At 39.9% G+C, this 14,766-nt stretch carries 10 protein-coding genes and 2 pseudogenes; 5 read left to right on the forward strand and 7 right to left on the reverse strand.

Features of this window, described 5'->3' with window-relative positions; translation table 11 throughout:
- Positions 1-324: 324 nt before the first annotated feature.
- On the reverse strand, positions 325-951 hold the full coding sequence (locus MFF31_RS22395) for a TetR/AcrR family transcriptional regulator (RefSeq protein ID WP_238191187.1): 627 nt from the start codon (positions 949-951) through the stop codon (positions 325-327).
- A 729-nt stretch (positions 952-1,680) separates the two neighbouring features.
- Between MFF31_RS22395 and MFF31_RS22400 the strand changes: the two genes are divergently transcribed.
- Positions 1,681-2,397 carry an ankyrin repeat domain-containing protein gene (locus MFF31_RS22400; protein WP_375541347.1) on the forward strand — a complete coding sequence of 239 codons (717 nt, stop codon included), beginning with the start codon at positions 1,681-1,683 and terminating at the stop codon, positions 2,395-2,397.
- A 77-nt stretch (positions 2,398-2,474) separates the two neighbouring features.
- On the opposite strand, the gene MFF31_RS22405 is transcribed toward MFF31_RS22400, so the two are convergent.
- On the reverse strand, positions 2,475-3,344 hold the full coding sequence (locus MFF31_RS22405) for an alpha/beta fold hydrolase (protein WP_238191189.1): 870 nt from the start codon (positions 3,342-3,344) through the stop codon (positions 2,475-2,477).
- A 283-nt stretch (positions 3,345-3,627) separates the two neighbouring features.
- Between MFF31_RS22405 and MFF31_RS22410 the strand changes: the two are divergent.
- Positions 3,628-5,030: pseudogene (locus tag MFF31_RS22410) on the forward strand (IS1380 family transposase).
- Between the two features lie 357 nt (positions 5,031-5,387).
- Positions 5,388-5,831, forward strand: coding sequence for a hypothetical protein (locus MFF31_RS22415; RefSeq protein ID WP_238191191.1), 444 nt, complete (start codon positions 5,388-5,390; stop codon positions 5,829-5,831).
- Positions 5,832-6,141: 310 nt separating this feature from the next.
- Here MFF31_RS22415 and MFF31_RS25485 read toward each other — a convergent pair whose 3' ends face one another.
- From MFF31_RS25485 to MFF31_RS22435, 5 genes and pseudogenes are all read right to left on the reverse strand, one after another.
- Entirely contained in the window at positions 6,142-6,297 is a 156-nt protein-coding gene (locus tag MFF31_RS25485) for an IS3 family transposase (RefSeq protein ID WP_375541348.1), read from the reverse strand.
- Positions 6,298-6,551: 254 nt separating this feature from the next.
- Positions 6,552-8,615 (reverse strand): S8 family serine peptidase, encoded by a 2,064-nt coding sequence (locus MFF31_RS22420; protein ID WP_238191193.1) that lies wholly within the window; start codon positions 8,613-8,615, stop codon positions 6,552-6,554.
- 330 nt (positions 8,616-8,945) lie between these two features.
- Positions 8,946-9,815, reverse strand: a complete 870-nt coding sequence (locus MFF31_RS22425) for an RNA polymerase sigma-70 factor (protein WP_238191195.1) — start codon at positions 9,813-9,815, stop codon at positions 8,946-8,948.
- On the reverse strand, positions 9,816-11,129 hold the full coding sequence (locus tag MFF31_RS22430) for a phytoene desaturase family protein (protein ID WP_238191197.1): 1,314 nt from the start codon (positions 11,127-11,129) through the stop codon (positions 9,816-9,818).
- A gap of 178 nt (positions 11,130-11,307) precedes the next feature.
- Positions 11,308-12,073: pseudogene (locus MFF31_RS22435) on the reverse strand (NAD(P)-dependent alcohol dehydrogenase); the annotation flags it as partial.
- Between the two features lie 131 nt (positions 12,074-12,204).
- Here MFF31_RS22435 and MFF31_RS22440 point away from each other — a divergent pair.
- Both MFF31_RS22440 and MFF31_RS22445 read left to right on the forward strand, forming a co-directional pair.
- Positions 12,205-13,071, forward strand: a complete 867-nt coding sequence (locus tag MFF31_RS22440; protein WP_238191200.1) for a phosphatase PAP2 family protein — start codon at positions 12,205-12,207, stop codon at positions 13,069-13,071.
- A gap of 166 nt (positions 13,072-13,237) precedes the next feature.
- A complete protein-coding gene (locus MFF31_RS22445; protein ID WP_238191202.1) occupies positions 13,238-14,698 on the forward strand; it encodes an MFS transporter in 1,461 nt (486 codons plus the stop codon).
- Positions 14,699-14,766 lie beyond the last annotated feature (68 nt).

Consider the following 14,766-nt stretch of genomic DNA (forward strand, 5'->3'; position numbering starts at 1 on the left):
GCTAAACATGGAGATCATTTGAACACAAAAAGGAGCTGCCCATACGACAGCTCCTTGTCTAACTTTATGGTGTCACTACACTTTTATATCTGCCCTATCTTTTTTTCTACAATGCATGCTCCCTTGCCTTCATTCACCGACCGTTCATACTTATCCCTTGATAACTCAATCCCAAATTTCCCTAGGATAACGAATTGTTTGCCATCTAAAAAACAGCTTCAATATCAGTAGACGAAACTACATACAAAAAAACAGTTATTGTTGCGGTGAATCCTCTACTGATTTATGATTGTTACTACTTTAGAGTGAATTCCGTCGTGCACCTCACTTTTTGACTGCCCTATGTATAAGTTTTACAAGTTCATTGCTATATGTCTCCAAATCAACTTTTTTGGTAATTGCGAAGTTCAACATATATTCACCAATAGCACCTTGGATCATATTGGCCATGACGTCCACTTGGAAATGATCGAATTCTCCTTGTTTCTGTCCTTCATGCAACAACTGCACAAGCTCCAGCATAATGAGGTCTTCATCATCATCATTTTCATTTATTTTATAGTACGGAATATTATCTGGTGTTCTTGCATTAAACACGATTTCTATAAGCGCAGTATAACGAGCTGGGTGTGTCCCCTGATAAGCAAGACTTGCCAATATAAATGCTTTAAGCTTGTCCGTAGATGAGCTCTCTTGATTAACTCTCTCCATAATATAAGCAGTAGATTTTTCGACTAATTTCTGAAGCAGATGGTTCATTAGATCGTTTTTGTCTGTAAAATGATACGAAATTAACGCCGTACTAATGCCTGCTCTTTTCGCTATTTGAGCTAAGCTTGCATTTACGTAGCCAATATCATCAAGGGTTTGGATTGCAGCTTCAATCATTTGCTCGCGTCTTGCTTCAGCGATAAAGGATAACTTTTCGTTCTGGTTGTTAGGTTCCTTCATAAAATCTCCTTTAAACAAGAAATTTGATCACTTAATCAGCAACCTGATTTATAGAGCAAATATTATCATATCAATATTTTTCAGTCAATTTGTCAATTTCGGATCAAATCAATACAGTCTAGGGAACAATTATTCCCCATACTTACCTTTAATCAAATACACGCCCTGCGAGGCGTGCTTAATCCCACATATTTCGGTTTGCAAAATTCCACGTGTACACTTGCTCTTTTCCAGCCACCGTATAAAAATAATTGGTTACCGTTCTGTCTTGAAAGGAAGCCACGCCCAAATTATGCTGGCTTACATATTTAGAATTATATGCATCATTGATACGTTGTCTGAACGGGCTGTACATATCGTGTGCAGATCTGAGAAAAGTATGAATGCTTTGCCGTGATTAAGCTGAGTAACTGACAAGGGGATGGCTATCAACATAATAAACTGTGGTATACGCGGGTATATTTCACTGATAAAATCAAAAAGAAAACTTCATGTTTGAGAAAGAAATTGGATAAATATTCGTGAAAAAGGTTGTGGTTTCCTGCACTAAGAGGCAGCTACAATTTAAATAAGATCAGAAGTGCTACAATTAACTTAACCATTTGTGTATGTAGCACTACTATTTATACTTTGTTAATACTTTTTTAGTAGCCCGTTTAGAGTAATCATTTAAAATGAGTTAATGTACGAATCAATGCAATACAAAAGAAGAAAGGATGGGGAACTGCGTTGCGATTTTTATTAATACTATTATCACTAGTACTCTCTGGCTGTCAGGTAAGTCCAGATCATTCCATAACGAACAAAGAGCAACAAGCAGCCCATGAGGTGAAAAAAATCAAAATGGAAAAAATGAATGAACAACTGCTAGCGGCAACTAAACGCGGAGATGAAGCTCAAATAAGCAAACTGCTTACCGATGGAGCCAATATTAATGCAACTGACAAAAGTGGAAGAACTGCTGCAATGATTGCTGTACACACAAACCAACTTCCTGTTTTTGAGTTATTGGTGGCAAAAGGGGCGGACATTAACATCCGTGATGATCGTTCTGACAATCCACTTCTCTACGCTGGGGCAGAGGGAATGCTCCCGTTTGTTCGGGCATCAATTGCTGCTGGAGCGGATACAACCATTACGAATCGATATGGGGGTACTGCGTTAATTCCTGCTGCGGATCGAGGACATGTGGACATCGTTAATGAACTGTTGACTACATCTGACGTCCATATTGATCATGTCAATAAGCTTGGCTGGACCGCTCTGCTTGAAGCAGTTATTCTTGGTGATGGCGGGACTAACCACCAAACAATCGTAAAGCTATTAATTGATCACGGCGCTAATGTAAATCTTCCAGATTCCGATGGCGTTTCTCCATTGCAACATGCCAAAAATAAAGGATACACAAATATGATAGAAATGTTAGAGCATGCAGGGGCAAAATAATGCTATCAACGATTTTTAATGTGCATACCCATTTGCATGACCCTGTGCATGACTTTCCGGTGCAGGGTCTCTTTGTGTTAGCTTTCTTTTAGCAGGAAAAGTAACGTAATCTCGTTCACAACATCTGCATGCTCGATCGTTAGTGAATGACCTGCGCCAGCAATTAAATGAGTCTCTAGATCTGGAATGCAGCTCTTCGCTTTTACTATCGCTTTGTTAGCGGGGTAAATGACTTCTTTATCCCCTATTAGCAGCAAAGTAGGCGTCTGGAACCTTTGGAATTCCGCTTTGGAAAAGACGGAGGGCATTAGCTGTAAAAGCGGCTTGGCATTGCTATAACCTGCGATAACTTGAGAACGAAATATGGGATGAAGCGGCTCTCCCTTGCCTGAAAACCATTTAAAAGCTTTGTCGACCCACTTCTCCGATTTAAACAACAACGCTGGATATATTTTGACGAAAAATTTCAGACTCATTCTATAAAAGGTTCCAGCAGGCGCATAAAGTAATAACTTCGAAACCCGCTCTGGATAAGCAAGTGTAAAGTTTAATGACAAAAAGCCACCCATCGAGTGGCCTGCCAAATCTACCGTTTCTACATGCAGCCCGTTTAAAACTTCTAATAACCACTTTCCTGCATCGATTCTATTTTTTATGGCAAATTCGGGCTTGCTTTTCCCAAAATCACCCATTACATCAATTGCATAAACGGAACGTTCTTTAACTAGTTGCTTCATATTGGGATACCACATCGTACTGCTCATAGTCATACCATGCAGAAGCAACAACGGCTTCTTATTAGGATCACCGAAATGAATAACATACGTCTCGCCAAACGAGGTTGGGATATAGCTTGATGTGAAGTCCAGTTCGAACATACGTAAACTATTCTCGTAATAATTATAATATTCTTTTTCAGTCTGTTCATTTCTAAAAATAGATCCCATCGAGCTTCCCCATTCCCACCATATCTTCTAGCTTCCTACTGTATAGTTTACCATTTTTTACAACATCAGTAACCCCGTCTCTACCCAATGGTCATGATTTCCTTTAAAAAATGCTCGACCTTTTGGATGAAAATTTATTTCCTTAATTTTAACTCTATTTATATTTAAGGTTTATGCAACGCTAGTGTTATTGAGTGAATGGATCATTTAATCTATACCTGAATCCGTGAAGATCACTTACTAAAATCAATAGATTTTAAGAGATATCAGGAGTAAAATTGAGATAACAACGTATTTTTTACGATTGTTAATCTACACCCCTGAGGTGAGTGCTGTGAAAACGACATTCAAGCTTGAAACGTCCAGCGACTATTTAACTTCTCGTGCTGGTCTTATTATCATCGGACAATTATTAGCTGCTACCCATATAAATAAACGATTGAACCGTTCCGTTATCGATGACGTAAACGTTCCTCTCATTTCTCATGCGGATAACGTTCGTGTTTATTTAGGTCTTCTTTGCCAAGGAAAGAGCGACTATGATCACATCGAACCCTTTCGCAAAGATGAATTCTTCCCGAAGGCACTTGGTATGTATAAGATGACCTCTGCACCGACGATGCGCCAGCGATTTGATCAAGCAGCTCCGAGTAACCTATGGCAAACCAATTTACTTGAGGAGTCTGCCGATCTGCTCAAACGGGTTAAAGCACCCCTTCCTCCTGTTCAGGTAAACACTACCGCGGGTGAAGTGAAGACTAAATGCCACTCGATCTTGATGTCTCTCCCTTTGACAATTCAGGAACAAAGAAAGAAGGTGTGTCGCGCACCTACAAAGGCTTCGACGGCTACTCCCCGTTTTTTGCCTATCTTGGACAGGAGGGCTATTGTGTTCATGTGGCACTCCGGGAAGGGAAAACCCATGTTCAAAAAGAAGCGGATGACTTCATTGATAGGGCGCTTCGTTATGCAAGGCGAGTGACGGACGAAAAGCTGTTCGTTCGCATGGACAGCGGTAATGATGCTGCAGACAACTTAAATCTTTGTCTGGATCATAAGGTCGATTTCATTATTAAGCGAAATCCACGTAAAGAACAACCCGAGCAATGGCTAGATCTTGCTAAACGAGAAGGACGCAGCAAGGAGGTCCGACTAGGAAAGCATCTCTATGTGGGGAGTATGGTCGTGCAACCTGATCGACTGATTAAGCCTGTCCGCTTGGTTTACCACGTGACCCAGCGAACCACTGAACGAGATGGCCAAGCCTTGCTCGTACCAGACATTGAGCTTTCATTATATTGGACGACCTTGAATGGGGTAAGCGAAGAGCAGATTACTGACCTGTATCAAGACCATGCCACAAGCGAACAATTTCATAGCGAGATTAAGTCAGAACTCGACTTAGAACGTATGCCTTCAGGCAAATTTGCTACGAACGATCTCATCCTGCACATGGGTGTGTTTGTGTACAACTTACTTCGAATCGTTGGTCAAATTGCATTGACAGACATGGATGCACCAAGAAAGAAGAAAGCGGTGTTTCGACAGCGCATACGAACAGTTATTCATGATCTGATGTTAGTTTCTGCTAGGATGGTCACCCATGCCCGGAGTTTCAAGCTGTGCTTCGGCCGATGGAGTCCATGGTTCCCACAACTTCGTCGTCTCTACTTACATTTCTCTTGATGAAGAACGTTCATATTTAACCAATTCGGAGCTTCACAACACGGAGCTTCTCCTTTGTGTTGCACAATTTGAATAGTAGAACTTATTGATACAGAAAGGGTAGTCATGGCTGATGCAATTTGACTACGTAGAAAGAAGCATCACGGATTCAGGCTATATTTATTTTGTCCTTAGATGGTTGAATTTTATGTTCTTTTTATTTTTAAATATTCCCAAAATAAAATATTGTTTACATATTTACAATTATTTTGTTTGTGATATCATTTATCTTAGGTGACTGGCCAGCATCTAACTCTATTAACTAGATTCAATGTATTTGGTATAACGAATGAAAAACTAAATGAGCGGGGGATTTCTATGAAAATCAAAAAAATGTTTATGCTACTTATTTGTATGACTATGCTACTTACTTTCTCTAATTCCGCATACGCAATCTCAGGCAATTGGGATACTCAGGATACTGCTGCCGTACTGCAAACTAGTAATGAAGTAAGGAATCTATGGCTAAGCGAAGAAGCTGATGAAGATTGGTTCCAATATACAAACACTACGGGAAGTAACCAATTTGTTTATGCTTCTTTAGACGGTACTAACATTGATCCTGCTTGGAATCTGTCATTCAAAATAAAGTACTCTAGAAGCGTTGAAACTAACTTACTGCAAGGTACTGGAGGTCGTTATTCTAAAACGATCAGTAATATCCTTCTTCCTCATGGTGCCACTATCTTCTACAAAATAAATCTTGCTGGTTCAACACATGCTACCGACATTAACTATAAGTTAACCCAACATGCAAATTAATAAATATAGGCGATTGGTGAATTCAAAAGTATGACCAGTAAGTTGAGTTGCTTTGTTTCACATTTGTCACGTTAGTTTATAAAACCAAAGAAACCGTAACTCCTTAAGATGGTGGTATACTATTCAACCATTTGTTGGAAGCGGTTTCTTTTTTGTTCGAAAAAAATGATACATACTAATCGACAGTCTTGAATAGAAGGTTTTAAAACTTGAATTCCTATTGATGTGGGGAAGAGTTTTGAAAGGTTCATAAAATTATCATCTACATCTCAATTATTAAACACCTATGGAGAATGGGTGGTTGCACTATTTAAGGTTTTAAATAAAGATTTTTAAAAGAAAGCCCCTGGATTGTTGCTGATAATAAATGGTTCCTGTGTTCTGCAGGAGTCATCTTTATTAATGTCCACTGATTTCGATCTGTATTGTAGTACTCGATATCGTTTTCGATGCTATCTCTTAACATAAATGATTACTTCATGATAAATATTACCTCTAAACGCTCACTGAGACTGTCCAGTGTACGTTCAACGATTGTCATTTCCAAGGTTTCGATAGGGATTGGCTTGACGCAATGTAACAACTGGCCCATACTTACGCCAGATTTCAAGAACAAAATAAATCAGGGCCATTCCACTCGAACTGGAATGACCCCGATCCTACTCTTTTAACATGCTGTCAATCAAAACTAAAGTAATGGTCCAATCGACTAACTACACCTTATAGATCAGTCCAGCGAGCAACAGTATCTTGCTTCAACTGCGCATCACTTGTTACCGTATACGGACGAGGAGTAACGTATCCCCCGGTATTTGATAATTCTATAGTACCCCAAGAGCCTCTGCTGAAATTATAGTGGAACGTCGTTCCGATAGGCACATTAAGTGTAATGCTGTACGTGCCATTTGTATTTCTTGTCATTTTAAAGTTCGGATCATTTAAAGACCAGCTGTTGTTCAGACCATGAACATACAGATAAACATCGGCATTGGCAGGCGTATTCGCAGGTACAGAAAGGACAATTGTTTGACCTTGTTGCAAACTAGTCGTCACGGAGACAGCATTACTAGCAGCAGATATATTGTTTGAAGCATCCTTCGCTTTTATAGTAAAGGAATACGTTGTACCATCTGATAAACCCACTGCCGTATATGTGGTGCCTGCAGTCGAAGCAATCTTGGAGCCATTTCGATAAACATCATATCCAGCCACGCCGATATTATCTACTGAAGCTGTCCATGCCAAATCAACACTTGAATGGGTTACATTTGACGAAGTAAGATTCGCAGGAATACTAGGTGCAATCGTATCGCCCGATGCAGCGGCTGGTGCAGGCATGTTGTCGATTATGTTTTTCAAGTTAGGTAACGTACCGATTTCATCCAAGCTTGGGTTCGCTGACGGAGTATTATAAGTTGTATTTCTCAATAAATCCCTTACTTCAGTTGGTGAGAACGGAACACCATATTTTGCTTTTGCTATCCCTTGTAATGAAATGACAGCTGCTGTAACGATTGGAGAAGCTGAAGATGTGCCGCTAAAATACGTCATGTAACCTGTTGTTGAATTTCGATCAACCGCGTCAAGTGTATGTACGTTATGACCATAGCCATAGTTGTCGATTCGGCTGCCGTAACTAGAGAAATATAAGCGCTCATGAGGTGCAGCAGAACTTGATGCGCCTACTAATATTGCACCAGAATCTCTAAAATCAGGGCTGTTAACATTTAATATTAATTTACCATCGTAATCCCGATATGTATCCAGATCGACAGAACCGTTTGCACCAGCCTCAACAACAGTTATCCCTTGATCTGTGGCGTAACGGATAGCATCAAATTCAGCTTGAAATACTTCCATCGGCACATATTGACCATTCGAAGTACCAGAAGTAGATTGTGCCTCTATCAAAATAACGTCGCCTCGTTGCAACGCTGGAACAGATGCTAGAATTGCCGAAGCAACACTAATTGATCCATCAATCCGTCTCCATGAATTCACCTTTGGCGTTGCTTTGTTAGCTAATCCAATATGACCAATTGAATTATCTACTGCCGAAATAACTCCTAATACAGCAGAACCGTGACTAGCAGATGAATCTACCATGTAACTAGGCAAAAGTTCGATATTGTGCGCTGCAAGATCCTCATGATTAAGTGCCCAGCCTTGTTCAACATCGACATAAGTAATGCCTTTTCCATCGCCACCCTCAAATTGCCATGCATAAGGTGCATCAATACCTCCAGGTGCAACTTGTCCATGCGCTTGATTCAAATAAAGTGGATCATCGTTTGGCTGGACCGGCGTTGTATTAGGAGCATAAGGAATTATCGGATCTGCAATTGCCACCGGAGCCAAATAAGCTACATCTACAAGTGGAGACTTATTCAACTTTGCAAGTAACTCCTCTGCATTTACACCGCTTGGAACAGCAGCAGTAAAGTATTGGTGAAATAATGATATGCTGCTATCCACCAACTGTGTCTTCACATCGAGATTATCAAACAAACGATTCAACTTAAGGTCTTGATGTTCGATTAATACGCTCGAAAGCGAGGCATCTGTTGTTGACTGTAGCGCTCGTTCCGCACCATCGTAATAAGGAAGTTGTGCTTCCGGTTTAAATTTGATAACAATTTCTCCTGATTGATTTGCTTGGTCCGCTTTCGTTACAACATTTGTTAGTCCTTCATCCGCTGCAAAGACAGGGACATTACCGTTAACCACAATTGATACAAATAATAATACCGCAATCATAAAACTAGCTATCCTTCTTTTAAACATTGTCCATCTCTCCTATTCTCTCTTTTCAAATCTCATTACTATCCCATCAACCCTCGATTCTCAACCTATTAAAACTTGAAACGAGGTTGAGAATAATTCTATAATCCTCATAAATGGGAAGTAATGAGAATAAATATAGACGATTCTTTTTGGGAACACTGTCGAATTGAATCGATGAAAATAGCAAAATACTTCCTATGGTATTAATTGTCATAGAATCGACAAATATGAACACTTAATTAAACAACACATTCACTACTCTTCTAGTAATGTCACTTATTTTCCACGCAACAAAAAAGACGCATCGGTCGTAACCGTGCGCCTTACTTACTATTTGTGCAGATGATGTAACTTGTCTGGATTCATTACGATATAAACATCCGATATAACGTGTCCTTTTATTTGGAATGTAATAACTGAAAATGTTAGTTTCCCCACCTTAATAGCGATACCCGGGCTGCCATTAATTCGAAGTACTTCACATGTAAAGTTCGCAGGTACTTTGGGTCTGATTCCTGTAAAATAACGCACAACAAGATGTTGACCAATAATCGGACGCAAAGCCGCATTTGCTTTTCCTCCGCCATCCATATGCAAAATAGCATCCTTCGAAAGTATTTCCAGCAATTTATCCAAATTGCCTGTCATGAGCGCATTTGCAAATTGCTCCGTTATCACATTTGTTCTCTCCACAGGCGGAATTTCCTTACCTGAAACTGAGCCAATGCTCCCTTTTGCTCTGAAATAAATTTGTCGACAGTTTCCGCTGCTTTTATCAACGATGACAGCAATATCTTGAAATGAGTAATGAAATAGCTCTCTCAGTAGAAAAACAATCCGTTCCATAGAAGACAACTGCTGCAATAGCAGCAAGTATGCAGTGGACAGCGACTCTTTTGAAATATACAGATGAAGTGGATCATTGGTTTGCAAACCATTTGCAATAAGAGGTTCTGGCAGCCATGGACCTACATACATTTCTCGCTGCTTGCTAGCTGACTTTAATTTGTTTAAGCATTTATTCGTAACAATTTTACACATATATGCTTTCATAAACTTGATATTTACTGGTTCTTCTTCGTGTAGTGTAATAAACGCATCTTGGACAATATCTTCCGCATCTGTGACACTGCCCAACATTTGATAAGCAAGCGAAAATAATAATGGCTTCAATTCAACATACAGCTGTTCTGTATTCAATTAACCCGCCCCTTTATTATTTGCATGTTGATTTATTATTGCCAATGCGGCTCTTCTAGCGCTGGCAAGTACGGTGTCCACTAATACCTCTCCCTCATGTCCAGTCCAATCACCTGCAACATAAAGTCCCTTCATTTCTGGAACTTCGGGGCCAGGATATATTCCCTTTTTGTCAATGGAACAAAAATCGTTCGAAACGGTTATACGTGGTAAAAACTGGCGAGCCTTTTCTTCCTTCCGCCATCCCGGCTGTATAAGATCCAATGCTTGCTCCAATTGCCGTTCATCTTCCTTAGGGTTACTGGGATTTTTCCCGAGCAACTTGACCATATGAATTACGGTTAAATCTCCATCTTCACTATGGGTTGCAACGGATGTTGGGTTGTTATAGAAGATCGGTGCATCTAACCAAAACCCGGCTACGAATGACGAAGTTGACTGTGGCAAGCGACTTAATACGAGATCTAGGCAGGCCGCTTTAATGGTATGAGCTTCTTCCTTCCAATGGACCAAACTTGTTTGAGCAGCGCCCTTTACGAGCTTACAAGCATCTGCCGGTCCTGTAGCTATAATCACGTATGAGGCTGAAATCGAATCTCCATTAGCAAGACGTAACTGAAATCCATCTTCGCTTGAAGAAATTTCACCCACCGAATGACTTGTCATAATAGTAACTCCGGCACGTTCTGCCCTTTGTTTCAAATCATTTACTAGACTAGACCAGCCTCTATCCATATAAAAGGCCTTTCCACCAAACGTGCGTTGAAGTTGCCTAACCGCAGTTGAGGCCAAATGTAGCTCAGGATGGGGTACAAAAGTATTTGTCCGTGATATGGCATATACAACATGCCGGATCATCGGATCAGTAATCTCCCTCTCCGCCCATTCCCGAAAGCTTATTCTGCCAAGTTTGGATGTATCTATTTTACCAAGTTTATACATGAACTTGGCAAGCCCTACTTTCCCGGTCAATGAAAACAACCTCGAAGTTAGCAACTGTATTGGACCTGTCGGCAATGAATAGATATTATTGTTCCATATAGCAGCGACAGAAGCCGGCGGATTAGCGCCTCTCAGCTCTACTCCAAGCTCCCTAAGTACTTCTTCACCCTTCCCATCTTGATAAAAGGCATGTACACCTAGGTTGAGATATGCTCCATTCTTTTTCATCGTCAATGCTCTTCCACCTAGCTCAGTCGACTTTTCCGCTAGGAGCACCGAAAGACCCGCTTTAGCTAAATAAATAGATGCTGTCAAACCAGATAATCCACCGCCAATAATGACCACGTCATAAGTTGTTTTTAATACGTTCATGCAAATCACCTCATCTTTTTGCACATATGACAAATGAGTGGGGTGTTTTGTTACAGAATGGTTTGCTATATGCAAAATAAAATGAATTCTCCGCATTATCCAATCTATTCGCACGCAAAAAAACGGCATTTCCGCCGCTTTCGTGCAACAGATTAGTTGGTTCAACAAATCAACCAGATTAGTCTACATGATCTATCGTAATTACTACATTCCCTTTTTTATGACCCTTATCAACATATCTATGGGCCTCAGCAATTTGATCCAGCGGATAGTGTCTATCTATTACTGGTTTAATTTGACCTGCTTCTAGAAGATCTCTGAGAAATAATAAATCTTCCGTACTTGTTTTTACGATTCCTTGTCTAACCGACACGAACATCCCACTTGGAGCTAATGCTTTTTTACAAACCGATTTGGACTTTTTTCCAACTGCATTAAAGATCAGATCATAACGTTCATCGTTTATTGTAAAATCATCTTTCGTGTAATCAATTACTTTATCAGCTCCTAGTGATTTCGCCAGTTCCAATCGCACCCGAAGCACCGTAAATAAGAACTTTTTGCTCGCTTTGCAGCTTTCCTTTTTTCAAATAATATAGGGCTGATGTTCCGGCAAAAGGAATGGCTGTGGCCTCCCTATACGTTAAATTATGCGGCTTTAGTGTCACAACACTATCTCCAGATATGCTTAAAAATTCAGCATGAGCGCCGAAACGCATTCCCGTGAGGGCGTAAACTTGGTCGCCTTTTTTAAATCGTGTTACCTCTCTTCCTATCGATACAACTTCTCCGGCTAGTTCTACTCCGAGTATTGGTTTCCTTGGAATTGTAAAACCTAAAACGATTCGCATCGGAATCCAAAATAATACAGGGCTTTTGAAACCTCGAACTCTACAATCCCCTGAGGTTACAGTTGTCGCGTGTACCTTAACCAAAATCTCATTGTTTTACTAAATTATTATTTAAAGTTTCTCCTCTGCGTACAGACTCTAAAGGTACATCTGAAGAACTAAACAAGATTTCCTTCATCCATCAAATGTAGTAGGATAAGGTATCAATTAAAAGGAGTTTAGAAATGGTTTTAAAACAAATAAGAAAGCCAACTATCTTGTTACTTCTTCTATGGGCTGTACTTATGATCATTTTCAGCTTTGCCGATTTGTCATTTTCAAAAGCCGTTTATGACGAAACGAATTCTTCTTACGGCGCATTTTTCGAAAAGTTTGGTGCTTTTCCAGCCTATCTGCTTTTATTCGTATCCGGCAGTATTCTCTTTCATACCGCAAGATATGGCCAGTCCGCTCAACTTTTACTGATTCGTCTAGTTAGTGGGTTATCGACGATGATGGGTGGATTTGCGATTATTCATAAAGTTTTAGCGGGACTATTCGATCTGTCTCCGCGGATGTATATAGTTGTATGTTTTATCGGTACAGTCGTCGTTTTACTCGTTTTCCAATGGCTGCTGCATTTTGTACCTATACAGAAACTAGAAGCTTACAATCGGGTTGCATGGGCGTGTATGATCATTGTTATCGCTGAGATGGTCATTGTAAATGTCCTGAAAATGGGTTGGGGACGGATGCGGTTTCGCAATTTGGGTGACGACCATTCACAATTTACGCATTGGTTTCTGCCGCAAGGTTTCCGTGAGCCGACATCACAAATTTATAAATCTTTTCCTTCCGCACATTCTGCGAATGGATGGGCAATGGTTGCATGGATGTTGTACATGCCTATCAAAACGAAATGGCGAAATGTCATGTTAGTGATGGCAATTGCGTGGGGATTACTTACTTCATACAGCCGAATTGTGATGGGTGATCACTTTGCTACCGATGTGTTATTTGGTGGTTTTGTAACGATCTGCTGTACCATTGTCATATGCAAAATTGTGAAAGTTGATCTCTATCCTGACTCTACTTTATTGGAAAAAAAGTAGACTTTTCATGTACTCGGGAAGTTTTCATGACGATTACAATGATAAATGTGTCTAGCTATGTTCATCCCTTTGCCAACACCCAGACACATTTTGCCTAATTAACCTAGGCTAATAAAATGTTACAATAGGGTAAGTCCAATTACACTAATAACTAGGAGCATAACAAGTGAAGTCACATCCAATCCACATCTTACGAGTAACAGGTCTTTTAGATGGTATTTCATTATTAGTACTACTTATTGTCGCTATGCCCCTTAAATATATATGGGGACTCGACAAAGCCGTATCGATTACAGGAAGTATTCACGGTGGAATCTTCATTTTATACATGCTTGCCATACTCTATGCTGCTATGCGTATGAAATGGAGTTTACTATGGCCAGTAGCAGCACTTTGTGCAGCTTTTATACCATTCGCTAACTTTTTTCTGGATAGGAAGCTCAAAAAAGCTCAAACTAACTATCAAATAAAACCATTCAATTATGCACTACTCGTATACAGTATAGTGTTCTTTTCATTTTTGGATTTATTTGCACAGTTGCCCGTTATGAGTACCTTCGCAACCTCGGTTGGTGCTAGCTCATTTATTGCAGGATTTGTTATAGGATTATATTCATTATCCAATACGCTTGGCAACATTTTATCTGGTATTATGACTGACAAGGTCGGACCCTTCAAAATGTTAATGATCGGTTTGTTATTCTCAAGCAGTGCTCTATTGTTATATCATTTCGTCGAAACACCTCTCGTTTTAATTGTTGTTCGAATCATACATGGATTTGTTGCTGGATTAATTGTTCCAGCTGCATTTACATTCTCTGCGAATACAACGATCAACGAGCAGCAAGGACAGAAAGTAGCATTCATCGGTACATTTGTAGGACTTGCCGCCATTATTGGTCCAGCTTTTAGCGGCATTATGGCAAGCAAAACTTCCGTACCATCTGTCTTTACTTATGTAGCTATATTAGGTTTTTTACTTGCTATTTTGTCTGCTATTTTCCTTAGCAAATATAAACCAACAAAAAAAGAGAAGGACAATAGATCCACCCTATCTTCTAGATCGCTCTTTAATTCGGGTGTCATAAAAGCTTTTATGGGTGCCTTTATCTTAATGTTCTCTCAAGGAGTAATTGCTTATTTGCTACCTCTTCATGTGATGACGCTTGGATATGATTCTAGAATTAGCGGAACATTAATGAGCACTTTTGGAATCATTTCTATATTAATTTTTGTACTTCCAACTAATCGGCTATTTGATCGGATTGCCCCATCAAAAACGATGGTAATCGGAATTGCTTTAATGGGTATAAGTCAGTTGCTTCTGAGCCAATCCTCAACTGCATCAGCACTTTACGTTATTTTAGGATTATACGGAGTCGGCTTTGCATTCTTATTCCCATCTATTAATACGTTGCTGATCAAAGCAACACCAGTTGAGATGCGCGGGAAAGCTTACGGTTACTTTTACGCTTTCTTTTCTCTAGGTGTTGTTGCCGGCTCTTCCGTATTAGGCTGGCTTCCCTTCTCCATCACCCATGAATTTATTATTACAGGAATCTTTTTGTTGCTATGTGCTGCATTTGTAGCTTTTAGCAAGCAAAAAAATTATGCGTTCAATAACTAAAATATGCGCAAAAAAAACGGCCAGTGCTGGAGGGGTGAACCCTCTTAGCACTGGCCGTTTTAAAATAT

This window comes from Paenibacillus sp. L3-i20 (assembly GCF_022180385.2).
Lineage (GTDB): Bacteria > Bacillota > Bacilli > Paenibacillales > Paenibacillaceae > Pristimantibacillus.